Here is a 21,835-nt window from a genome sequence, read left to right on the forward strand (position 1 = left end):
CGACGGAACGATCTCGTTCCGTCGCAGCCCCCCTCCCGCGTCCGTGGTGCCGGTCACGCGACCCCGGCGCGCTGCCGTGGGACGGCCTGGGGGGCGCTCCGCGCCGCCGTCCTGGCCCGCCGCTCGTCCACCCGGGCCGCCAGGGCGTGCACGGCCTCCTGGAAGCGCTCCGCGGAGGACGGCGCCGCCGGGCCCAGCAGGTGTTCCTTCAGGTTCGCGCGCGCGGTGGCCAGCGTGTCCTCGGCCGTGCCGCGCACCACGGCCAGCAGCTCGCCCAGTCCCGCCGCGTCAGGGGTCAGTACCGTCCCGGCCCGCACGGTGGGGAAGGACGCGCGGAATCCCGCCTCGCTCCGGTCGGTGGTGTTCGTCACCGCGTAGGGCTTGCCGCTCACCAGGAACTCGGAAATCACGCTGGACACGTCGGTGATCAGGAGGTCGCAGTGGTCGAAACAGGAGTAGAGGCCGGGACGCTCCTCGACGATCACCAGGTGCTCGTCCGCGGGATGCGCCGCCCAGTACGCGGCCTCCCAGGCCGCGGTCGCCCGTCGTACGGCGCCTGCGACGCTCTCGTCCCCCGTCGTGCCGCGGTCGGCCATGCGCTCCAGGTCGTCGGCGTCGGGCAGCGACCAGGCGGCGGTCAGCCGGGCCAGTTCGCGCTCGCTGTGCCGGAGGAGGTCGCGCTGCCCGGGGAGGGCGGAGTCCGTACGGCGCCGGCGGTTGGCGTCCTCGATCAGTTCGACGATCCGCCGGTGGGCGGCACCGGCCCGCGGGTCGACGCTGCCGGTGAGCGGGTGCGGGCGGTAGAGCACGCGGACGGCGGGCTCGGCGAGCAACCGGCGGACGATGGCCTCACCGGCCACCGTGATCGAGGTGTTGCCGGGGTCGTCGGTCCACCCCTCCCAGGTGGGCGCGTAGAGCACCGTGAGGGTGCTCCCGGGCGCCGGTGGGCCCGAATGTGGCCGGATCCCGGCCAGTTGCGGACGGCCGACCTCCACGACGTCCTCGTCGGCCACGCCCACCTCGGCCAGCGCGTAACGCTCCCGGGCCGCGGGGCCCGCCACCCAGACCTCGTCGTACGCCTTCGCGTACGGGTTGCAGCTGGACAGCTTGTCGCTCTCGCCGTGGTTGACGAAGGCGTGCATGATCGACGGGATGCGCAGCACCTGTGAGGTCTTGGGCGCGTTGGCCGGGTGGAGCAGCACCTTGAGGCTGGAGTCGCCGAGCCGCATGAGGTCGGCGACCTTCGGCAGGCACACGATGGGGAGATCGGTCGGGCCGATGCGCGGCACCATCCCGCGCTCGCGCAGCAGGATCACCGGCCGCCCGTCGAGCTCGGCCAGGGGGGCCAGCCACATGTTCGCCTGGTAAGCGGAACTCGCGCCCCCGGAGAAGTACATGCCGACCGTGGGCTGGTAGCGCTCGAGCCAGCGGTCGAACCACTCGAGGACCTCGTCCGCGCCCGGTGGCCGCCTGCCGGGCATGAAGGACCGGGCGAGCAGGGCCAGCGCCACGGTGGCCAGCAGCGCGGACAGGGCGACGCCGTCGGCGGCGTACGCCGTGGCCCCGGTCGCCGCGGCCACGCTCAGCCCGAAGGTCGCCGGGCTCCCCACCAGCAGCAGCCGCAGGCCCGGCTGACGGGTGATCAGGGGCGGTGGCGGGGCGGGCAGCGGCAGTTCGGACGTGTCGATGTTGCGTGTGACGACGGGGAGCCGGCGTGCGCGTTGCACCAGCGCCGCCCCGCCCTGGAGGGCGATGTGCGCGCCGTGGACGTACAACAGGCCGCCGAGGCACACGAGGTGGAACAGCACGGACTCCCGTTGGTCCAGGCGCAGCAGTCCGACGATCAGCAGCAGGTCGCGCAGGGACTGCCGGGTGACCGCCTCCGCCTGGAGCAGCCCGAGTGCCTTGGGCGGCGGGCGCTTGCCGGCGTGCAGGCAGACGTCGGCGGCGCAACCGGCGAGGGCGGCGCCCGCCATCAGGGCCCCGTTGGGCAGGGCCACGCCCACCACCTGCGCGATCAGGGCGCACATCTGGGCCAGAAGGAGGCCGAAGTGGTGGACTCCCGGCCGTTTCCCCACGGCACGTTTCACAGCGGCAACTTCCCATCGTCGTACGTTCGGCGGCCCGGCGGAACCGCCCGGACGCGCGAGCGTGCGCTGGGCCGCCCGGGGTGCCGGTTCGCCGTACCCGTGCACGCTGCCCCGTGTTCGAATCCGCAGGCAAATCGTTCCCATTGAGGTGGTTCTCTTGTGACTTTTTTACTTACGGAGTGAAGAGTCCCTTATATGAATTTCATATCTCGTCAAGGGGTGTTCGGGCGCGGGCTTCACGGCGCGTCTGCCCCGTACGCGTTGTCCCAGTCGCCGTCCGGTGGGTGGAAGGCGGCAGCGCCCGGTCGCCCCACTGCCGTAGATTGCGAAGCAGGGAGAGGGAAGGGACGGACGTGGCGAGCGCGAGGCAGGACGTGGCGGAGGCCCGGCGGGTCGTGGTCAAGGTCGGGTCGTCGTCGCTGACGACGGCGGCCGGCGGCCTGGACGCCGACCGGGTGGACGCCCTCGTGGACGTGCTGGCTAAGGCGCGCGGGACCCAGGAGGGCGCGGCAGCCAAGGAGGTCGTCCTGGTCTCCTCCGGCGCCATCGCCGCCGGCCTGGCACCGCTCGGGCTCACCCGGCGGCCCCGGGACCTGGCGCGGCAGCAGGCCGCCGCCAGCGTCGGCCAGGGCCTGCTCGTCGCCCGGTACACGGCCTCCTTCGCCCGGTACGGCGTACGGGTCGGGCAGGTGCTGCTCACCTCCGACGACATGAGCCGCCGGGCGCACTACCGCAACGCCTACCGCACGCTGGACAAGCTGCTCGCCATGGGCGCCCTGCCGATCGTGAACGAGAACGACACGGTGGCCACCGACGAGATCCGCTTCGGCGACAACGACCGCCTCGCCGCCCTCGTCGCCCACCTGGTCCGTGCCGACCTGCTCGTCCTGCTCTCCGACGTCGACGGGCTCTACGACGGCGACCCCGCCCTCCCGGGCACCTCGCGCATCGAGGAGGTCCACGGGCCGCGGGACCTGGAGGGCGTCTCCATCGGCAGCGCGGGCAAGGCCGGCGTCGGCACCGGGGGCATGGTCACCAAGGTCGAGGCCGCCCGGATCGCCGCCGGCGCCGGCATCCCGGTCGTCCTCACCTCCGCCTCGCAGGCCGCGGACGCCCTGGCCGGACGGCGGACCGGCACCCTCTTCCACGCCACGGGCAAGCGCTCCGCCGACCGGCTGCTGTGGCTGGCCCACGCCTCCACCCCGCTTGGCGCGCTGATCCTGGACGACGGCGCCGTGCAGGCGGTCGTCAAGCGCCGCACCTCGCTGCTTCCGGCCGGCATCGCGGCGGTCGAGGGCCACTTCACCGCCGGCGACCCGGTCGAACTGCGCGACACCTCCGGCCACGCCGTCGCGCGGGGCCTGGTGAACTTCGATGCCAAGGAGCTGCCCCGGCTGCTCGGGCGCTCCACCCGTGAACTGGCGCGGGAGCTCGGCCCCGCCTACGAGCGCGAGGTCGTGCACCGGGACGACCTCGTACTCCTGCACCACTGAGGCGGACCTCCTTCGTGGTTACTTCGTGAAAACCGCCCCGCGCCCGCTTCCGGGCTGCTGGACTTTGAGGGCGGAGCACGGAATCCGGCCAGGGACGCGACGACAGGGACGACAGGGAGGCCGCCGGTGAGACGAGGGCGCCCAGGGGCATCGTCGTCCCGAGGGACGGCGGAGCGGACACTGGTCAGCGTGACGAGCGACGACACCGCCCCGCCCGCGCGGGAGCGCCCCGTGTCCCGGCTCTGGCACGTGACGCTCAGCGTCTGCGGGCCCGAGGCCCCGCTTGCCGAGGTGCGGCGCGCGCTGGAGCAGCTCGCGAACGACCACCCCTTCCTGCTGACCAGCCGGTACGCGGCCGACCACGCCGAGATCCGGTACTGGGAGGAGGCCCGCGACCTGCACGACGCCGCCGCGATCGCGCTGCGGCTGTGGGGCGAGCACCGTTCCTCCGCCAACCTGCCGCCCTGGGAGACGGTGGGCCTGGAGGTCATCGACCGGGACACCTACCACCAGCGCCTCGCGGAGGGTTACGGACCGCCCCCGGCGGCGCCCCTCGGCGTGCACCCCTACTGAGCCGCACCGGCCGGGCCGCCGTGCGCGGCACGGTCTCACCGGCCGGAAAGCCGTCCCGCCGGCCGGCGCCCACGCCGTACCCTGGCCGCTATGAGCAGCCGCAGCCACAGCAACGACGACCTCGCCGCCTCCCTGCCCTCGCCGTGGCCGAAGAGCCCGGTGCTGCAGGCCGCCTACCGCGCCCGTGCGGCCGCCGAAGACCTCGCGCCGCTGCCGCGCTCGGTGAAGGACGACGCGCTGCTGGCCATCGCCGACGCCCTGGTCGTCCGCACGCGGGAGATCGTCGAGGCCAACGCCAAGGACGTCGCCCGCGCCCGTGAGGCGGGCACCGGCGAGGCGATCGTGGACCGGCTGACGCTGACCCCCGAGCGGGTCCGCGCCATCGCCTCCGACGTGCGGGACGTGGCCGGCCTGCCCGACCCGGTCGGCGAGGTGGTGCGCGGCTCCACGCTGCCCAACGGGCTGGACCTGCGCCAGATCCGCGTGCCGCTGGGCGTGGTCGGCATCATCTACGAGGCCCGGCCCAACGTCACCGTGGACGCGGCCTCGCTGTGCCTGAAGTCCGGCAACGCGGTGCTGCTGCGCGGCTCCTCCTCCGCGTGCCACTCCAACTCCGCGCTGGTGACGGTGGTGCGCGACGCGGTCGGCGGCGCCGGACTGCCCGCCGACGCCGTCCAGTTGGTGCCGGGGGAGAGCCGGGAGTCGGTGCGCGAGCTGATGCGCGCCCGCGGCATGGTCGACGTGCTCATCCCGCGCGGCGGCGCCTCCCTCATCAAGACGGTGGTCGAGGAGTCCATCGTCCCGGTGATCGAGACCGGCACCGGCAACTGCCATGTGTACGTGGACGCGCAGGCCGACCTCGACACGGCCGTCGCGGTCCTGCTCAACTCCAAGGCGCAGCGCCCGAGCGTGTGCAACGCCGCCGAGACGCTGCTGGTGCACCGGGACATCGCCGCCGACTTCCTGCCGCGCGCCCTGGACGCGCTGGCCGGGGCCGGGGTCACCGTGCACGCCGACGAGCGGGTGCGGGAACTGGCCGAGAAGAGCGGCACCAAGGCCACCGTCGTCCCGGCCACCGCCGAGGACTGGGAGACGGAGTACCTGAGCCTCGACATCGCCGCAGCCGTGGTGGACTCGCTGGACGCAGCCGTGCAGCACATCCGTCTGTGGTCCTCCGGGCACACCGAGGCCATCGTCACCACCTCGCAGCCGGCCGCCCGGCGCTTCACCCGGTTGGTGGATTCCGCGGCCGTCGCCGTCAACGCCTCGACCCGGTTCACCGACGGCGGGCAGTTCGGCTTCGGCGCGGAGATCGGCATCTCCACCCAGAAGCTGCACGCCCGGGGGCCGATGGGCCTTCCGGAGCTGACCTCGACCAAGTACGTCTACACCGGGGACGGCCACGTCCGCGGCTGACCGGCCCCGGCGGACGGACGGAGTTTCCGAGCGGCCTGCCCAATCCGCGTCATCGGCCCTATTCTGGACGGGTGCCGGACGAACTGGGGGGCAAGCCGTTCCCGGACGGCGAGGACCACGGTGGCGCGGATGACGAATTCGCGTCCGTGGTGCTCGATGAGGCCTTCATACGGGCGGCTGCCTTCCACGAACCGAGCGCCCACGAGCGCATGCTCGCCGCCGCCACGGCACAGGCCGAGGCAGAGGCGTCCCGCCCGCGTGTGCTGGGCGCGGAGGACGGCAGCGGTCCGTACGACCAGGAGGAGACCGAGCACTCCGCGGAGGACGAGGAGTACGAGGACCTCTACGCCCAGCGCCGCCCGTACCGGGGGCACGGCCGCTGGCACCGGACCGTGGCGTGGGTGCTCGCCGTGGTGATGGGCATCGGTGTCGTCGCCCTGACCTTCGCGGCGGTCTACCGGGGCGCCGGAGGGGCCCGCCAGCCCTCCGTACCGCCCTCCCCGACGGGCCGGATCGGAGCCCCGTCGCTACCCCCGGTGGCGGTCAGCCACACCCCCTGAGCGCCTGGCGAACTTGTCTCGTACCAGGACGTTTTAAAGGGCCCTGACAGACCTACGCTTGTTGTATGGCCGGGCCTGGAGACCCACCGGAGGGGAACCCCGAGGGCTCCCCGGGAGGTGGTGAGGACGAGTACCGATCCGTCGTCTTCGACGAATCGTTCGTCCGCGCTGCCCGGATACAGGAGTTCTCCGCGCGGGAGCGGCTGGACGGATCGGCCCGCTCGGTGCGCACCCGTCGGCTCTGGGCCCGTGGCGGCGCCCCGCGCCAGGCCCTGGTCCTCGTCCTCCTGATCGCCGTGGCCTTCGGCACCGCCGTCTACCTGGGCATACGCAATCCCTACGACCAGCCCGCCCCTCCCGTGGCGCAGTCGCTGCAGATCACCCTGCTGCCGCTCGCCCCCACGGCCGCGGTGGCCGCCGTGGACCGGTCCCGGCCGTTCGCCGGGCAGCGCGCCGAGCACTACCGGGCCGGCGGGACCGGGTACGCCCTGCCGCCGGCGCGCCGCACCGCGCACTTCAGCGAGAGCCAGGTCATGCAGGCCCTGGTCTCCGCCAAGGACTACCTGGTCGCCTCCTCCGCCGATCCCGACGCGCTGACCGGCGGGGACATCCGCACGGTGCGCACCATGCTGGACCCCGGGCAGCTCGACCAGTTCGACCGGAGCCTGGAGCGGCCCGCCGACGACGGGCGCCACGCGGCGACCGGCTGGCTGGTGCGCTTCGACCCCGCCCGCGTCGCCCTCGCCGACGACGAGGTCAAGGTGCGCGGCACCATGACCGTGTCCGAGGCGGGGGAGGAGGCCCTGGAGGTCGTCACGGACCACACCCTGGTCTACGTCGTGCAGGCCGCCACCGGGGGCAGCGGCCAGGCCTCGCTGTTCACCGTGCGGCGTGAGCTGCGGCTGCGCTTCGACCGCGCGGACCTGCGCGACAAGCACGTGGAACTGCTGCGGGCCGCCGTCGAGGCCGGGCCGCTGTCCTGCGTGACCGCCCCCGTGGCGCACTTCCTGCCGCTGCTGGCCGGGCAGCGGCCGCCGGTGGAGCCCGGGGTCGACCCCTACGACCACCGCCACGAGATCGGCTCGGTGTGCGGGGTGCTGGCCCCGGCCCCGGCGGCCGGACCGGGGATCAGCCCTCCGGCGGCGGGTCCTGCGAGTCCTTCGGCGGGCGCCCCGACGGGCCGGAGCCCGAGCCCGGCGTCCCGGTGAAGCGGTCGCGCAGCCGGCCGCCGACGTCGCCGGCCCCCGCCCCGATGTCGGAGAGCAGCTTCATGAGCGGGTCCTTGCTCGTCTTCACCGTTTCGGCGTAGTGGCTCGCGGATTCCTTGAACGAGTCGTAGACCGAGGTGTCCTTGTCCTCGCTGCGCCGCGGGTAGTGGCCGTCCATGATGCGCTGGTGGTCGCGGCTCGCCGCCCACTTCTTCAGCTCCGCGGCCCGCACCGTGGTGAACGGGTGGCTGCGCGGCAGGACGTTGAGGATCTTCAGCACGGAGTCGCGCAGGTCGCCGGACTCCTCGTACTCCTCGGCCTGCTTCAGGAAGGCGTCCACGTTCATCTCGTGCAGGTGGTTGCCGCCGGCGATCTTCATCAGGCCGCGCATCGAGGCCTGCAGGTCCTGGCCGACCAGGAGTCCGGCACGGTCCGCGGAGAGCTCCGACTTGCGGAACCACTCGCGCAGTGCGGTGACGATCGCCATGATCGCGAGGTTGCCGAGCGGTATCCACGCCACCCGCAGCGCCAGGCTGGTCAGGAAGAGCAGGATCGTGCGGTAGACGGAGTGGCCGGACAGCGCGTGGCCGACCTCGTGGCCCACGACGGCCCGCATCTCCTCCTCGTCCAGCAGCTCCACCAGCCCGGTGGTCACGACGATGATGGGCTCGTCCAGCCCGATGCACATCGCGTTGGGCTGCGGGTCCTGGGTGACGTACATCGCCGGGACCTTGGGCAGGTCGAGGATGTAGCAGGCGTCCCGCAGCATGTCGTTGAGGTGCGCGAACTGCTGGTCGCCGACGCGCACCGAGTCCGAGAGGAACAGCAGCCGCAGCGAGCGCTCCGGCAGCAGGCCGCTGAGCGCCTTGAAGACGGTGTCGAAGCCGCTCAGCTTGCGCAGTGCCACCAGCGCGGAACGGTCCGCCGGGTGCTCGTACGCGCGCGAGGAGATGCCCTCGAAGCGCCGCCGGTTGCGTCCGGGCAGCCGCTCACCGCCGCTCGTGCCGCCGTTCGCACCACTCGAATCGTTCGGACCGGACATATGTCCCCGCCCCCCTGTTCGGCCGTTGGGTACCTAGTGAGGACGCGCGGAGCCACCGCGAAGTTCCACCCCGGCCGCCCGTACGATGTTGCCGAGTCCTCCGCCCGTCGACAGACCCCGAAGCCACCAAGGGACAGCCGAATGACCTCCTACGCGACCGCCGCCGTTCTGACCACGCTCGCCGAGGGCGAGGGCGGCGGCAACCACGAGAGCCTGAGCCCCTACCTCACGGGCGGTGGCGCGCTGTTCGCGCTGCTGCTGCTGCTCTTCATCACCACCCGCTTCAACCGCGACCGCTGAGCTCGATCAGGCGATGCGGGTAGGGTCTATCCGCATGAAGGAGCGAATCGGTGTGATGGGTGGGACGTTCGATCCCATCCACCACGGTCACCTCGTGGCGGCCAGCGAGGTGGCGCACCTTTTCCAGCTGGACGAAGTGGTCTTCGTGCCCACCGGCCGGCCCTGGCAGAAGAGCGAGCAGAAGGTGTCGGCGGCCGAGGACCGCTACCTGATGACGGTGATCGCCACCGCGTCGAACCCGCAGTTCTCGGTCAGCCGCAGCGACATCGAGCGCGGTGGCCGCACGTACACCATCGACACGCTCCGCGACCTGCGGGCCGAGCACCCCGAGGCGGAGCTGTTCTTCATCACGGGTGCGGACGCGCTGGCCCAGATCTTCTCCTGGCGCAAGGCCGAGGAGCTGTTCTCGCTGGCGCACTTCATCGGCGTCACCCGCCCCGGGCACACCCTGTCCGACCCCGGCTTCCCGGCCGGCGGGGTCTCCCTGGTGGAGGTGCCCGCCCTGGCGATCTCCTCGACCGACTGCCGTCAGCGGGTCGCCAAGGGGGAGCCGGTCTGGTACCTCGTGCCCGACGGCGTCGTCCGCTACATCGACAAACGCAGGCTGTACCGGTAAGTGATCAGCGGCTGATCGGCAACTGGAGGGGTCCCCAGTGAACGACTACCCCCGATGGCAATACGCCGAGGGAACACCCGAGCGGGGCGGTCAGGATCCCTACGGAGAAGACCCCTACGCACAGCAGCAAGGCGACTACGCAAACGGTTACGGCAACGAGTACGGCCAGTACGACCCGTACGCCCAGCAGACCGGTGAGCAGACCGGCCGGCAGCAGTCCTACCAGGACCAGCAGGGGTACTCCGGGCAGCCGTACTACCCGCAGGAGCAGCAGCAGTACCAGCAACCGCAGCCGCCGCAGCAGCAACCCCAGCACCCCCAACAGCCCCAGCAGACGCAGCAGTACCAGGGGTGGATCCCGCAGCAGCCGCAGTACCAGGAGCCGTACCACGAGCAGCAGCAGTACGGACAGCAGCCGCCGGCACCCCCGCAGACCCCGCCGCAGGCCCCTCCGGCCCAGCGGCAGCCCGCCTTCGAGGAGCCGCCGGCCCGGCCCGCCGCCGGCCGCTCCGCCGCGGCCGAAGCCGACTACCACACCGGCCAGTTCTCCTTCGTCGACGAGGAGACCGAGGAGTCGGAAGAGGTCATCGACTGGCTGAAGTTCACCGAGTCCCGCACCGAGCGGCGCGAGGAGGCCAGGCGCCGCGGCCGCAACCGCGTGGTCGCCGCGGTCGTCGTCCTGGTGCTGGCCGCCGTCGGCGGCGTCGGCTACCTGTGGAAGGCCGGCAAGATCCCCGGCCTCGGCGGGGACTCCGGGACCGCCCAGCAGGCCGCGGGCGGCCAGAAGCGCGACGTCATCGTGCTGCACCTGCGCCCGGTCGGCAGCGAGGCGACCTCGACCGCGCTGCTGGTCAGCAACTCGACCACCAAGAAGGGCACCACCGTCCTGCTGCCGAACTCGCTCGCCGTGAGCAGCGACGACGGCGGCAGCACCACGCTCGGCAAGTCCGTCGTGGAGAACGGTTCCGCCCCCACCCGTGAGGCGCTGGAAGGTCTGCTCGGCACCAAGATCAGCGGCACCTGGCGGCTGGACACCCCGTACCTGGACAACCTCGTCGAGTCCCTCGGCGGAGTCCTCGTCGACACCGACGCCACGGTGAAGGCAGGCAAGAAGCAGGACGGCAAGACCCTCGTCAAGCCCGGCAAGCAGCAGGAGCTGGGCGGCCAGGCCGCCGTCGCGTACGCCGTCTACCGGGGACCGGGCGAGGGGCCCGACAAGCAGCTGGCCCGCTTCGGGCAGGTCGTCCAGGCCGTGCTGAAGAAGATGTACAGCGACCCGGACCTGGCGACCAAGACCGTCGAGGGGCTCAACCAGGTCATCGAGCCCCCGCTGACCGAGAAGGACCTCGGCAGCAGCCTGGCGGCCCTGTCGGAGGAGGCCAAGGGCGGTGACTACACCACCGAGGCGCTGCCGGTGGAGCCCGACGGCACGCTGAGCGAGAAGGCCACCGAGGACGTGGTCAAGAAGGTGCTCGGCGGCACCGTCACCAACACCGACTCCGACGGCATCCCCCGGGTCACCCTGCGCAACGCGACCGGCGTCGCCGCCAACACCGGCGAGGCCCAGGTGCAGATCGTCGGCGGCGGCTACACCTTCGTCTCCGGCGCCACCGCGGACACCCGGGCCACCTCGCAGGTCCTGTACGCCGACGCCGACCAGAAGACGAACGCGGAGGAGCTGGCCAAGACGCTGGGCCTGTCCGCCAAGGCCGCCAAGAAGGGCGGCGTGGCCTCCAACGCCGACATCACGGTGGTCCTGGGCCAGGACTACAGCCCGCCGGAGAAGAACTGACCCGGCGCGGTCCATAACCGGTCGGGGACCGAGCGCGGTCCGTGAGACCCTGGACGTACGACGTCCCCGACCGGAAAGCCTTACCTGTGACCGCCACGGACCGCTCCATCGAGCTCATTCAGACCGCCGCCCAGGCGGCCGCCGACAAGCTCGCGCACGACATCATCGCCTACGACGTCAGCGACGTCCTCTCCATCACCGACGCGTTCCTGCTGGCCTCCGCGCCCAACGACCGCCAGGTGAAGGCCATCGTCGACGAGGTCGAGGAGCGGCTGCAGGAGGAGCTCGGCGTCAAGCCGGTGCGCCGTGAGGGGGAGCGCGAGGGGCGCTGGGTCCTGCTCGACTACGTCGACATCGTGGTGCACGTCCAGCACTCGGAGGAGCGGGTCTTCTACGCGCTGGAGCGGCTCTGGAAGGACTGCCCCGAGCTCGAGCTCCCCAAGGACGCCGTCGCCACCCGTGGCAAGGCCGAGGAGCACGCCCGCGCCACCGCGGCCGCCGACGAGGACGGAGAGCTGATCTGAACGGCCACACGCGGGGTCGCGGCCGCCGCGTCGTCTTCTGGCGGCACGGACAGACCTCCTGGAACGTGGAGGGCCGCTTCCAGGGCTCCACGGACATCCCGCTGACCTCGACCGGCGTCGCGCAGGCCAAGCGCGCCGCCCGGTTGCTGGCCGCGCTGCAGCCGGACGCGATCATCTCCTCCGACCTGCAGCGCGCCGCCGACACCGCCGCCGAACTGGCCGCGGTCACGGAGCTGGACATCTCGTACGACGAGGGCCTGCGGGAGACCTACGCGGGCGTGTGGCAGGGCCTGACCCACGACGAGATCACCGAGCGCTACGGCGAGGAGTACGCGGCCTGGAAGCGCGGCGAGCCCGTGCGGCGCGGCGGCGGCGAGCTGGAGACCGAGGTCGCCGACCGGGCCGCCCCGGTGGTGCTCGCGGCGGCCGACAAGCTGCCCGACGGCGGTGTGCTGGTCGTCGTCAGCCACGGCGGCGCCATCCGCACCACCATCGGCCGGCTCCTCGGGCTGGACCCGCGCAGCTGGGAGGCGCTCGGCGGGCTGTCCAACACCTGCTGGTCGGTCCTCGGCGAGGGCGCCCGCGGCTGGCGGCTGCTGGAGCACAACGCCGGGACCCTGCCCGAGCCGGTGCTCGGCGACGACGACTGACGGGGCCGGGAGCCGGGGCGGGGCCGGGGCGCAGCCGATTTCAGGAATCCGGCCCTGACCGGCTAAGCTTCTTCTCGTTCGCCGGGCGGAAAGCCCGAGGACAGCGGGGCTATAGCTCAGTTGGTAGAGCGCTTGCATGGCATGCAAGAGGTCCGGGGTTCGAATCCCCGTAGCTCCACAGCGGTATCGGATCCCGTCTCCCCCAGGGGAGGCGGGATCCTCGCGTTTCACCCGGTCCGTTCCGCGGCCGGCTCCTGTTCCGCGGCGAGCGCCGAGAGCGGGCGCGCGTGCCGGGGGCAGCCCACCAGCGGGTCGTCCAGCTCCCGCAGCCGCGCCGTCAGCTCCCGGCTCTCCTCGTCGGCCGGCGTGTAGACCACGATCCGGTGCTCCGGCATCGCCTGGACCGCCAGCGAGGTCGAGGTCAGCCGGATCCTGCCGACCGAGGCGTGATGGATCACCTTGATCCGCTGTCCCGGAGCCGCCACGTCCCCGCTCGCCCACATCTGCGCGAACTCCGCGCTCTCCCGGACCAGCCGCCCGACGAAGGACTCCCAGGCCGGTTCGCCCACGTGCCGGCCGTACGAGGCGCGCAGCTGCGCGACCATCCGGGGCAGCTCGGCGTCCCGGTTGACGTACGCCGAGCAGCACGGCGGGCCGGTGAACAGGCGCAGCAGCACGTTGCGGTCGGCGCGGGAGGCGATCCGCACCTGGGGGAAGAGCCGCCGGTAACCGGAGTTGCAGGCCAGCACGTCGTAACGGGCGTTGTAGACCACCGCCGGGAGCGGGTCGAGGGCGTCGACGATGCCCTCCACCTCCTCGCCCACCGCCTCGGCGTCGGAGACCGGCTCGCGGACGAAGGGCACGCCCGCCAGCCGGTACAGGTGCTTGCGCTCGGCCACGTCCAGCCGCAGGATGCGCGCCACCGCGTCCAGCACCTGCACGCTGGCGTTGATCGGCCGGCCCTGCTCCAGCCACGTGTACCAGGTCACCCCCACCCCGGCGAGCTGCGCGACCTCCTCCCGCCGCAGCCCGGGCGTACGGCGGCGCAGGCCGGGCGGCATGCCGACGTCCTCCGGCCGGATGCGCGCGCGGCGGCTGCGCAGGAAGGCGGCGAGCTCGGTGCGGCGCGGGGACGGTACGGCCATGCGCCCATCGTCCGCCCGTCCACGCTGGGCTGCCAGGTGCTGTCGGTACCAGGATCCGGGGGCTCTCGTTACCGGTACGGGACCGCCCGCAGCCTCGGACCATGGCGAATCCCACCGTTACCGCACGCCGTGCCCCGGCCGGCCCTCCGGGCCGCCGCGGACCGCGTGCCGGACAGCTGCTCGGCGTCCTGCTCACCGGTCAGTTCATGGCCCTGCTGGACGTCTTCATCGTCAACGTGGCCGCGCCCACCATCCGCACCGACCTGCACGCCTCGGGTGCCGGGCTGCAGATGATCGTGGCCGGCTACACCATCTCCTACGCCGTCCTGCTCATCACCGGTGCCAGGACCGGTGACCTGTGGGGCCACCGCAGGGCGTTCCTGGCCGGGCTCACCGTCTTCACCGCCGCCTCCCTGGCCTGCGGACTCGCCGGGTCGACGGGGCAGTTGACCGCGTTCCGACTGGTGCAGGGGGCCGGGTCCGCCCTGATGATCCCGCAGGTGCTCAGCCTCATCCAGCGCAACTTCTCCGGCGAACGGCGGGTGCGTGCCCTCGGCGTCTACGCGGCCGTCCTGGCCACCGGTGCCGCCGCCGGGCAGTCCCTGGGCGGGCTGCTGGTCAGCGCCGACCTGTTCGGCACCGGGTGGCGCCCGGCCTTCCTGGTGAACGTCCCCATCGGGCTCGTCCTGCTCGTCCTGGTCCCGCGGGTCGTCCCGCGCGACCCCGAGGGCGCCGCCGAGCGCCGCCGCGGTCTCGACCTGCCCGGGCTGGTCACCCTCGGCGCGGCCGTGACCCTGCTCACCGTGCCCCTGGTGCTGGGGCAGGAGGAGGGCTGGCCGGCGTGGGGCTGGGTCTGCCTCGGCCTCAGCGTCGTGCTGTGCGTGGTCTTCGCCGTGCTGGAGACCCGGCTCGCCCGGCGCGGTGGCGCGCCGCTGGTCTCCTCGCGGGTCCTGCGGGCACCCGGCATGCTCCGTTCCGTCGCCGTCATCGGGGTCGCCATGGCCCTCAACGCCGGGTTCCTCTTCGCCATCGCGCTCCACCTGCAGAGCGGGCTGGGCCTCAGCGCCCTGCACACCGGGCTCACCTTCAGCGCCGCGGCCGTCTCCTTCGGCGGCACCGGGCTCACCTGGCGCCGGCTGCCCGCGCGTGCCCACGCCTGGCTGGCGCCGGGCGGACTGATCGTGGCCGGCGCGTCCTTCGCGGCGATCGGCCTGCTGCTGCGCGACGGGCAGCAGCACGAACCGGCCTTCCTGGTGGCCCTGTTCGGTGTCGGCCTGGGGCTGGGCGCCTCCTTCAGCCCCACCCTGACCCTCGCCCTGGGGCAGGTCCGTCCCGAGGACGCCGCGGACGCCAGTGGCCTGCTGGCCACCGTCACCCAGCTCGGTCAGCTGATCGGGGTGGCCTCCTTCGGCACGCTGTTCCTGGGCCGGCTGAGCGCCGCCCACTCCTCGGCGCACGCCGTCGCGGTCACCTCCGCCGCCCTGGCGGCCACCGCGGCGGCCGGAGCGCTCGTGGCGGTGTTGCGGCGGCGGAGGGCCTGAGCGCCGCTCAGGCCGCCGCCACGGGGGTCCTGCGCGGTGCGCGAGGGCGGCGCCGGGCGACGGCGACGGCCGCCGACAGGCACAAGAACGCGGCCCCGGCGGCCGGGTAGACCGCCGAGAGGGCCATCTGCCCGGAGGACTGGTGGAGTTCGGGACGCGAGACGCCGTCGCCGTGAGGGGCGAGCCAGAGCGCGTACGAGCAGAAGAGGACGGCGTACGCGGCGGCGCCGGCCCACCAGCGTGCGGGACGGCTCCGCCGCAGGGCCTGGCCTGCCAGCAGGACGACCAGGGGGACCGCCCACACCCAGTGGTGCGACCAGGAGACGGGGCTGACCAGCAGTGCCGTGACGGCGCAGGACAGGACCGCCCAGGCGAGTTCCCCGGCCGCCAGGTGGGCGGTGGCGACGGCCACGCCCACGGCGCCCACGAGGAGTGCCGCGACGAGCCACCAGGTGCCGGGATCGCCGGTGTGCAGGGCGCGGGCGAGGACGCCCCGCAGCGACTGGTTGGCCGTGTCCTCGCCGTTGCCGGCGCGGTCGGCGGAGAGGACGACCTCCGTCCAGAAGCGCCGGGAGTCGCGCGGCAGGACGAGCGCGGAAAGGCCGATGGTCGCGGCGAAGGTGACGGACGCCACGGCGGCCGTCCGCAGCCAGGTGTTCCAGCGCTCCCGCCGCCGCCAGGCGATCACCGCCCCGCCGACGGCCAGGAAGGCCACGAACAGCAGCGGTGTCAGCTTGATGCCCGCTGCGATGCCGATGCCGATGCCCGCGACCCGGCCCCTGCGCCCGGCGAGGTCCCCCAGCACGAGCACCGCGAGCAGCAGGTTGATCTGGCCGTACCGCAGCGTCGTCCAGACCGGCTCGCACCACACCGCGCCCGCCGCGACGCCCAGTGCGGCTGCCGCCGCGGGCAGCCGCCGCGGCAGCCCGGCCAGCCGGAGCGACAGATGGGCTAGGACGACCAGCAGGCCGAGGTTGACCGCGGTCGCCGCGATCCGCGCGGCACCCGGGCCCAGCAGTGTCAGGGACGTGAAGAGCAGCGCGGCGAACGGCGGATAGGTGTTGGGCAGCTGCGCGTGGGTGACCCGCATCGCGTACAGGTCGTCCCCGCCCCGCACCGACCAGCCCTCGGCCCGGTAGACGGTGAGGTCGATCATCGAGACGTGTGCCGCGCGTTGGGCGGCCCAGAACGCCGCGAAGGACACCAGGCACACCAGCGCCGCGACGAGGGTGGGCCTGCCGACCCGGGAGCTGCGCGCCGCGGTGTCGGCGATCGGCTGCGTCGCGGTCACTGCGGCCTTCTCCAGATTCTTCCGGGGCGGGGTCAGCCGACAGTACCGGGCGCCGTGCCCGCGGGCCAGGAATCGATTTGGCGTACCTGCCCCGGGGCCGTGTAATGTATCCCAGGTCGCCGGGGGAACCCGGGAGAACGGCATCGCGGGGCTATAGCTCAGTTGGTAGAGCGCTTGCATGGCATGCAAGAGGTCCGGGGTTCGAATCCCCGTAGCTCCACTTCCCACCGCGGACACTGCCCGTCCGGTCGTCACGACCGGGCGGGTTCTTCGTATGCCCCGGCGCACCGCGGTCCGTACGCCGGAGGGGCCCGGCACCGCGACGGCGCCGGGCCCTCCCGCGTGTGGCCGGGGTCAGCGGCGGCCGCCCTCCTCCATGCGCAGCGCCAGTGCGGGGCAGCGGGCCACCGCGCGCTGAGCGGCCGCGTCCAGGTGCGGCGGGACGGGCGTGCCGGCGATGTCGGGGTAGCCGTCCCGGTCCAGCCGTACGATCTCCGGGAGGACGCCGGCGCACAGGCCGTGGCCCTTGCACAGCGTCCAGTCGACGTTCAGCCGCTTGTTGCTGGTCTGCGCGGCGGCGCCGACGGGGGCGCCACCCCGCGGCGCCGGCGGGTCGGACTTCAGCAGCGGCAGCACGCCCACGGTGGGGCGGCCGCAGCCGCCGCCGAGGACGTGGGCGGCGAGGTCGTCGGTGAAGGCGTTGATGGTGGACATCACGAAGCGCATCGAGCCGTCGGGGTGCTTGCACACCCCGCGCCCCTTCACCGCGACCGCGGTCTGCCGCAGTTGCTCCAGCGCGGCCTGCCCGCCGCCGTTGAGCACGTCCTGCAGCAGTCCGGCCATACGAGGCAGCCCGAGGCGGCACGGCCCGCACTGCCCGGCCGTCTCGGCGGCCAGCCACTGCGCGACCCGCAGCGACTCGCCCAGCGGGCACAGTCCCGGGTCCAGCGGGAGCAGGGCGCCCGCGCCCAGGGTGGCCTTGTGGGCCTCCAGGCTCTCGCGGGCGATGGTCACCATCGAGGCGACGCTGGGGTCGATCCAGTTGCCGTGGTAGCCGCCGACGAGCACGCCCTGCCCCGGGTTCCCGCCGCACATCTGCAGGATGTACGACATCGGCACACCCGTCGGGGTCTCCACGACCGTCTGCCGGGGCACCGAGCCGGACACCGTCAGCATGGCCGTACCGGGCTCGCCCGGGGCGCCCGCGGAGCCGAAGCGGATCGCCCCCATGCGGGCGCCGATGGCCAGTTGGGTGAAGGTCTCGGTGTTGGAGAAGAGCGTCGGCATGCCGCCGAGGCCGGACTCGCTCGCGCTCACCTTCTTGCCGGGCGGCAGGGGGAGGCCGCCGTTGGCCGCCGAGATGATGCCCGAGGACTCGCCCGACACGAAGCGCTCCGGCATGCGCACGATCCGGGCCCTCAGCTGGCGGCCCCGTTTGGTGCCCAGGCCCCGCTCGGCCAGGGCGTCGCGCACGGACTGCTCGTTGGTGTCGCGCGTGACGCTGATGACCAGTTCGCGGGCGCCGAGGATCTCGGCGCACAGCAGGGCCCCGTCCAGCATGAGGTGCGGGGCGCGGCGCAGGATGACGGCGTCCTTACGGCAGGCCGGTTCGCCCTCGCAGCCGTTGACCATCACCGCGGTCGGCGAGCCGCGCCGGCGTGCGGCCTCACCGACGGCCTTGAGCTTCTTGTAGAAGGGGAAGCCCGCCCCGCCACGGCCGCGCAGGCCCATCAGCTCGGCGAGGTCGAGCAGTTCGCCCTCGGTCATGCTCGGCATGGAACCGTGCACATTGAGGTGGGTCACCCGGTCCAGGCGCTCCACCTCGTCGAACCCCGCGGTGATCCGGGGCAGCCCGACGGTACGCACGTCGGGGAGCACATCACCCGCCCCCGGGCGAGGGGCGGGTGACCGGTCCGGTATGGCGGGAACGCTCATCGTTGTCCTTCATAGGGTCCGGGCGTGGACTGCTGCCAGGCGATCGGCTGGAGCCTGTCGGCTCCCAGCGGATCCGCGCCCTGCCTGCCGTCCGGCACCGGGGTGCCCCATGCGGGAGTGCCGTCCCAGCCGGTCTGCTGGGGTTGCTGCTGGTACGGCACCTGCGGTTGCTGCTGGTACGTCGCCTGGGGGTCGGCGGGCACCTGCGGCAGTTGCATCGTGGCGGCCGCGGGATCCATGCCGAGGGTACGGTCCGGGGCCGGGGGAGGAACAGCCGTGTACTGCTGGGCGGTGGGGAAGTTGGGCAGCGGCGGCAGCGGTTCGCTGTAGGCGCTGGCCAGGCTGGGCCCGTTCTCCTCCCGGGGCACGGCACGCCGGCGGCCGGAACCGCCCCGGGACGCGGCCCGTTCGCCGCCGAGCTTGCGGAAGGAGGCCGAGCGCTCCCGCGTCTCGGGGAAGAGCGCCTCGCCACGGGTCCTGCGGAGCCGGTAGATCAGCCCGATGGCGACACCCACCAGGCAGATCCCGTAGGCGACGATGATCCAGGACTTGGCGGAGCGGCCGGACTGCAGGCCGTGGATCAGCGCCATGCACCAGGACGCGTAGGCGGTGCTGTGCAGGATGCGCCACCGCACGGGGTGCCGGTTGGCGGCGAAGACGCTGCGCATGGCGCCCGTGGCGGCGGCCAGGATCATCAGGTAGGCGGCGAGCACGCCGAGGGCGATGAGGCCGTCCCGGCCGGTCACGCCGAGGGGGAGGAAGGCGCCGGCGGTGGTGACCCGCACCTCGACGACCTTCGTCGTCACGTGCAGGACCAGGAATCCGATAGCGGCGACGCCCAGACCGCGGTGGATGCCCTGGGTGAGCAGGCGTTCGCGGGGGCCGAGGAAGACGGTGTCGGTGGACACCAGGCCCCAGATGACGGTGCAGCTCAGGGAGACGAGGGTGAGGACGCCGGCGCCGAAGTCCAGGAACGCCCGCAGGTACGGACCCGCGGTGACGGCGAGGACGAGCAGGGCGGCGGCGGTGCCGGCGATCGCCCAGGCGCGGGGCGACCGTGCGGCGCGAAGGGCCCCGGACAGGATGTCGCTCGCCGGTATCGGGGGGGTCCGGCGACCGTCCGGGGACTGTCGGTTGGTGCGCATGCGGCAGACGCTAACTCGTACGGGTGGCCTGAACGATCGTCTTTCGACAACCCGGGATGAGGATCATTACGAACTGCTAACGTTGGTTTGTTCGGGCTCCGTTCGGCAAGGATGATCGGTCCTTCACCGGAGCGTCCGCTCTCCGGCACCATATGTCCGCATTCCGGATCGGATTGCCGTCCCAATTGCCCTTTCGTGGGCCTTCCTTGAGTCCTTCTTGGCGAACACATGTCCCTGGCATGAGCTGTTCACCGCGAGAGTGGCGTGGCGGTCCACGCGCGCTGCCGTCTCCGGCGCGCCGCCACTCCGCGCGAACTTCACACAGCAGGGGGTTTCATGAGCTCAACCCGCTCGAGAAGGCGGGCCGGCCTGGCCCTGGCAGCGACACTGCCTCTGGTCGCCGGTGCGCTGGCGATGGGCATACCCACCGCCCAGGCCGACGCACCGCACGGACGTCACAGCCTCGCCGGAAGCAAGCCGGCCTGGGCCACCGCCAAGGCCGACAAGGGCGCCACCGCCGACTCGGCCAAGGTCACCCTCCGGGTGTACCTGGCCGGCCGTGACGCCCAGGGCCTGGCCGCCTACGCCCAGGCCGTGTCCGACCCCGGTTCCGCCTCGTACGGCACGTTCCTCTCGGCGAAGCAGGCCAAGGCCCGCTTCGGCGCCTCCGCGCAGCAGATCGCGCAGACGCGGCAGTGGCTGGAGTCCTCCGGGCTGAAGGTCACCGGCGTCGACGAGCACTACCTGACCGTGACCGGCGACGTCGCCGACGCGGAGCAGGCGTTCGGCACCCAGCTCCACAACTACGCGAAGGGCGCCAAGACCTACCACGCCCCGACCGGGACCGCCTCCGTCCCCGCCTCCCTGGGCGGCGCGGTGCTCACCGTCACCGGCCTGGACAACTCCCCGCGGCGCGCGCAGCACCAGGACACGCTGCCGCCGCCCGGCGCCGTCTTCAAGAACTCCGGCCCCTTCTCCACCTACTACGGGTCGAACACGAACAAGAAGCTGCCGGTCGCCTACGGCACGCGCGCCCCGTACGCCGTCAAGGGCTACACGGGCAAGCAGTTGCGCGCCGCCTACGGCGCGGGCTCGTACAACGGCAAGGGCGTCACCGTCGCCATCACCGACGCGTTCGCGTCCCCGACGATCGTCGCCGACGCCAAGAAGTACGCCGCCCGCAACGGCGACGCGGCCTACAAGCGCGGCCAGCTCTCCCAGGTGCTGCCGGCCGACTACCGCTACACGAGCCCCGACGAGTGCGACGCCTCCGGCTGGTACGGCGAGGAGACCCTGGACGTCGAGGCGGTGCACGCGGTCGCCCCGGCCGCCGACATCACCTACGTCGGCGCCTCCTCCTGCACCGACGACGACCTGCTCGACGCGCTCGGCAAGATCGTCGACCACCGGCTCGCCGACATCGTCTCCAACTCCTGGGGCGACATCGAGAGCAACGAGACCCCGGACATCGCCGCCGCGTACGACCAGATCTTCCAGATCGGCGCGGTCGAGGGCATCGGCTTCTACTTCTCCTCCGGCGACGCGGGCGACAACGTCGCGGCGCACGGCGCGAAGCAGGTCGACACCCCGGCGAACTCCCCCTGGGTCACCTCCGTCGGCGGCACCTCGCTCGCCGTCGGCAAGGGCGACAAGTACCAGTGGGAGACCGGCTGGGGCACCCTGAAGGCCACGCTGGCCGAGGACGGCTCGAGCTGGACGGCCTTCCCCGGCGCCTACACCTCCGGCGCCGGCGGCGGCACCAGCAAGCTCTACGCGCAGCCCTTCTACCAGCGCGGCGTGGTTCCCAACTCGCTCGCGCTGGCCAACGGCGGCACGGTCAAGCAGCGCGTCGAGCCGGACATCTCGGCCGTCGCCGACCCGAACACCGGCTTCCTGGTCGGCCAGACCCAGGCCTTCCCGGACGGGTCCTTCCAGTACGGCGAGTACCGGATCGGCGGCACCTCGCTCGCCGCACCGGTGATCGCGGGCGTCCAGGCGCTGGCGCAGCAGGCCCGGCACGGCGTGCCGATCGGCTTCGCCAACCCGCTGATCTACGACCGCTACGGCACCGGCGCGTACCACGACGTGACCGACCACCCGCTGGGCCGCGGCAAGGACCTCGCGGTCGTCCGCGTGGACTACGCCAACGGCTTCGACGCGGCGGACGGCACGATCACCTCGCTCCGCAGCCTCGGCAAGGACAGCTCGCTGTCCGCGGTCGTCGGCTACGACGACGTGACCGGCGTCGGCACCCCGGCACGCGGCTACCTCGACTCGTACCGGCCGCACCACCGCTGATCAGGTCCGGAAACGGCACGGAAGGGCCCGCACCGGGGGGAACCTCGGTGCGGGCCCTTCCCGCTCTGGGGTACCCTGACCGCATGCGTGCCGTACGCCTTCTGCTTAGCAAGCCGCGCTGACCACGATCGATGTCAGTGCGGCGCCCCTCCTGTGCGAGGGGCTTTTTCGTTTCCGCAGTGAGCAGGCAGATGTCCGTACGGCGGCCGGGCCGCA

At 72.8% G+C, this 21,835-nt stretch carries 18 protein-coding genes and 2 tRNA genes; 14 read left to right on the forward strand and 6 right to left on the reverse strand.

Features of this window, described 5'->3' with window-relative positions; translation table 11 throughout:
• Positions 1-53 precede the first annotated feature (53 nt).
• Positions 54-2,078 carry a hypothetical protein gene (locus PV410_RS06790; protein ID WP_500322947.1) on the reverse strand — a complete coding sequence of 675 codons (2,025 nt, stop codon included), beginning with the start codon at positions 2,076-2,078 and terminating at the stop codon, positions 54-56.
• A gap of 386 nt (positions 2,079-2,464) precedes the next feature.
• Here PV410_RS06790 and proB point away from each other — a divergent pair, with 386 nt between their 5' ends.
• The 5 genes from proB (at position 2,465) to PV410_RS06815 (ending at position 7,340) form a co-directional block, all read left to right on the forward strand.
• Positions 2,465-3,583, forward strand: a complete 1,119-nt coding sequence (proB, locus tag PV410_RS06795) for a glutamate 5-kinase (protein ID WP_500323057.1) — start codon at positions 2,465-2,467, stop codon at positions 3,581-3,583.
• Positions 3,584-3,709: 126 nt separating this feature from the next.
• The gene (locus PV410_RS06800) at positions 3,710-4,156 is read left to right on the forward strand and encodes a DUF8830 family protein (RefSeq protein ID WP_499511861.1); all 447 of its coding nucleotides are present in this window, start codon (positions 3,710-3,712) and stop codon (positions 4,154-4,156) included.
• Positions 4,157-4,246: 90 nt separating this feature from the next.
• Positions 4,247-5,572 carry a glutamate-5-semialdehyde dehydrogenase gene (locus PV410_RS06805; RefSeq protein WP_500322948.1) on the forward strand — a complete coding sequence of 442 codons (1,326 nt, stop codon included), beginning with the start codon at positions 4,247-4,249 and terminating at the stop codon, positions 5,570-5,572.
• Between the two features lie 71 nt (positions 5,573-5,643).
• Entirely contained in the window at positions 5,644-6,132 is a 489-nt protein-coding gene (locus tag PV410_RS06810) for an SCO2584 family spore wall biosynthesis protein (protein ID WP_500322949.1), read from the forward strand.
• A 65-nt stretch (positions 6,133-6,197) separates the two neighbouring features.
• Positions 6,198-7,340 (forward strand): SCO2583 family membrane protein, encoded by a 1,143-nt coding sequence (locus PV410_RS06815; protein ID WP_500322950.1) that lies wholly within the window; start codon positions 6,198-6,200, stop codon positions 7,338-7,340.
• Here PV410_RS06815 and PV410_RS06820 read toward each other — a convergent pair.
• Positions 7,261-8,382 (reverse strand): M48 family metallopeptidase, encoded by a 1,122-nt coding sequence (locus tag PV410_RS06820; protein WP_500322951.1) that lies wholly within the window; start codon positions 8,380-8,382, stop codon positions 7,261-7,263. The two genes, PV410_RS06815 and PV410_RS06820, sit on opposite strands and share 80 nt — an antisense overlap.
• 141 nt (positions 8,383-8,523) lie before the next feature.
• Here PV410_RS06820 and PV410_RS06825 point away from each other — a divergent pair, with 141 nt between their 5' ends.
• From PV410_RS06825 to PV410_RS06850, 6 genes are all read left to right on the forward strand, one after another.
• Positions 8,524-8,682, forward strand: coding sequence for a hypothetical protein (locus PV410_RS06825; protein WP_018556595.1), 159 nt, complete (start codon positions 8,524-8,526; stop codon positions 8,680-8,682).
• Between the two features lie 34 nt (positions 8,683-8,716).
• On the forward strand, positions 8,717-9,298 hold the full coding sequence (gene nadD, locus PV410_RS06830) for a nicotinate-nicotinamide nucleotide adenylyltransferase (protein WP_499511856.1): 582 nt from the start codon (positions 8,717-8,719) through the stop codon (positions 9,296-9,298).
• Positions 9,299-9,335: 37 nt separating this feature from the next.
• Positions 9,336-11,090 (forward strand): LCP family protein, encoded by a 1,755-nt coding sequence (locus PV410_RS06835; protein ID WP_500322953.1) that lies wholly within the window; start codon positions 9,336-9,338, stop codon positions 11,088-11,090.
• An 86-nt stretch (positions 11,091-11,176) separates the two neighbouring features.
• Positions 11,177-11,614 (forward strand): RsfS/YbeB/iojap family protein, encoded by a 438-nt coding sequence (rsfS, locus tag PV410_RS06840; protein ID WP_499511854.1) that lies wholly within the window; start codon positions 11,177-11,179, stop codon positions 11,612-11,614.
• Positions 11,611-12,264 carry a histidine phosphatase family protein gene (locus PV410_RS06845; protein WP_500323059.1) on the forward strand — a complete coding sequence of 218 codons (654 nt, stop codon included), beginning with the start codon at positions 11,611-11,613 and terminating at the stop codon, positions 12,262-12,264. Before rsfS ends, PV410_RS06845 begins: the two co-directional genes overlap by 4 nt.
• 105 nt (positions 12,265-12,369) lie before the next feature.
• Positions 12,370-12,442 (forward strand) — tRNA-Ala (locus tag PV410_RS06850).
• Between the two features lie 49 nt (positions 12,443-12,491).
• Here PV410_RS06850 and PV410_RS06855 read toward each other — a convergent pair.
• On the reverse strand, positions 12,492-13,409 hold the full coding sequence (locus tag PV410_RS06855; RefSeq protein WP_500322955.1) for a helix-turn-helix transcriptional regulator: 918 nt from the start codon (positions 13,407-13,409) through the stop codon (positions 12,492-12,494).
• A gap of 101 nt (positions 13,410-13,510) precedes the next feature.
• Here PV410_RS06855 and PV410_RS06860 point away from each other — a divergent pair, with 101 nt between their 5' ends.
• Positions 13,511-14,950 (forward strand): MFS transporter, encoded by a 1,440-nt coding sequence (locus PV410_RS06860; protein WP_500322957.1) that lies wholly within the window; start codon positions 13,511-13,513, stop codon positions 14,948-14,950.
• A 7-nt stretch (positions 14,951-14,957) separates the two neighbouring features.
• On the opposite strand, the gene PV410_RS06865 is transcribed toward PV410_RS06860, so the two are convergent.
• Positions 14,958-16,241 carry a glycosyltransferase 87 family protein gene (locus tag PV410_RS06865; RefSeq protein ID WP_500322959.1) on the reverse strand — a complete coding sequence of 428 codons (1,284 nt, stop codon included), beginning with the start codon at positions 16,239-16,241 and terminating at the stop codon, positions 14,958-14,960.
• Between the two features lie 147 nt (positions 16,242-16,388).
• Here PV410_RS06865 and PV410_RS06870 point away from each other — a divergent pair.
• Positions 16,389-16,461, forward strand: a tRNA-Ala gene (locus PV410_RS06870).
• A gap of 134 nt (positions 16,462-16,595) precedes the next feature.
• Here PV410_RS06870 and PV410_RS06875 read toward each other — a convergent pair.
• Together PV410_RS06875 and PV410_RS06880 are read right to left on the reverse strand one after the other, a co-directional pair.
• The gene (locus PV410_RS06875) at positions 16,596-18,176 is read right to left on the reverse strand and encodes an NADH-ubiquinone oxidoreductase-F iron-sulfur binding region domain-containing protein (protein WP_500322961.1); all 1,581 of its coding nucleotides are present in this window, start codon (positions 18,174-18,176) and stop codon (positions 16,596-16,598) included.
• A complete protein-coding gene (locus PV410_RS06880; protein ID WP_500322963.1) occupies positions 18,173-19,321 on the reverse strand; it encodes a hypothetical protein in 1,149 nt (382 codons plus the stop codon). Before PV410_RS06880 ends, PV410_RS06875 begins: the two co-directional genes overlap by 4 nt.
• 336 nt (positions 19,322-19,657) lie before the next feature.
• On the opposite strand from PV410_RS06880, the gene PV410_RS06885 reads away from it, so the two are divergent.
• Positions 19,658-21,619: a S53 family peptidase gene (locus PV410_RS06885; RefSeq protein WP_500322964.1), complete on the forward strand. Its 1,962-nt coding sequence runs from the start codon at positions 19,658-19,660 to the stop codon at positions 21,617-21,619.
• Positions 21,620-21,835: the final 216 nt, after the last annotated feature.

The organism is Streptomyces sp. PA03-5A (assembly GCF_033792725.1).
Taxonomy (GTDB): Bacteria; Actinomycetota; Actinomycetes; order Streptomycetales; family Streptomycetaceae; genus Actinacidiphila.

Bases quoted from the DNA above. Each gene is read 5' to 3' on its own strand.
- PV410_RS06805 (WP_500322948.1), top strand. From the start codon at position 4,247: ATGAGCAGCCGCAGCCACAGCAACGACGACCTCGCCGCCTCCCTGCCC.
- PV410_RS06815 (WP_500322950.1), top strand. From the start codon at position 6,198: ATGGCCGGGCCTGGAGACCCACCGGAGGGGAACCCCGAGGGCTCCCCG.
- PV410_RS06820 (WP_500322951.1), bottom strand. From the start codon at position 8,382: ATGTCCGGTCCGAACGATTCGAGTGGTGCGAACGGCGGCACGAGCGGC.
- PV410_RS06825 (WP_018556595.1), top strand. From the start codon at position 8,524: ATGACCTCCTACGCGACCGCCGCCGTTCTGACCACGCTCGCCGAGGGC.
- nadD (WP_499511856.1), top strand. From the start codon at position 8,717: ATGAAGGAGCGAATCGGTGTGATGGGTGGGACGTTCGATCCCATCCAC.
- PV410_RS06855 (WP_500322955.1), bottom strand. From the start codon at position 13,409: ATGGCCGTACCGTCCCCGCGCCGCACCGAGCTCGCCGCCTTCCTGCGC.
- PV410_RS06860 (WP_500322957.1), top strand. From the start codon at position 13,511: ATGGCGAATCCCACCGTTACCGCACGCCGTGCCCCGGCCGGCCCTCCG.
- PV410_RS06875 (WP_500322961.1), bottom strand. From the start codon at position 18,176: ATGAGCGTTCCCGCCATACCGGACCGGTCACCCGCCCCTCGCCCGGGG.
- PV410_RS06880 (WP_500322963.1), bottom strand. From the start codon at position 19,321: ATGCGCACCAACCGACAGTCCCCGGACGGTCGCCGGACCCCCCCGATA.
- PV410_RS06885 (WP_500322964.1), top strand. From the start codon at position 19,658: ATGAGCTCAACCCGCTCGAGAAGGCGGGCCGGCCTGGCCCTGGCAGCG.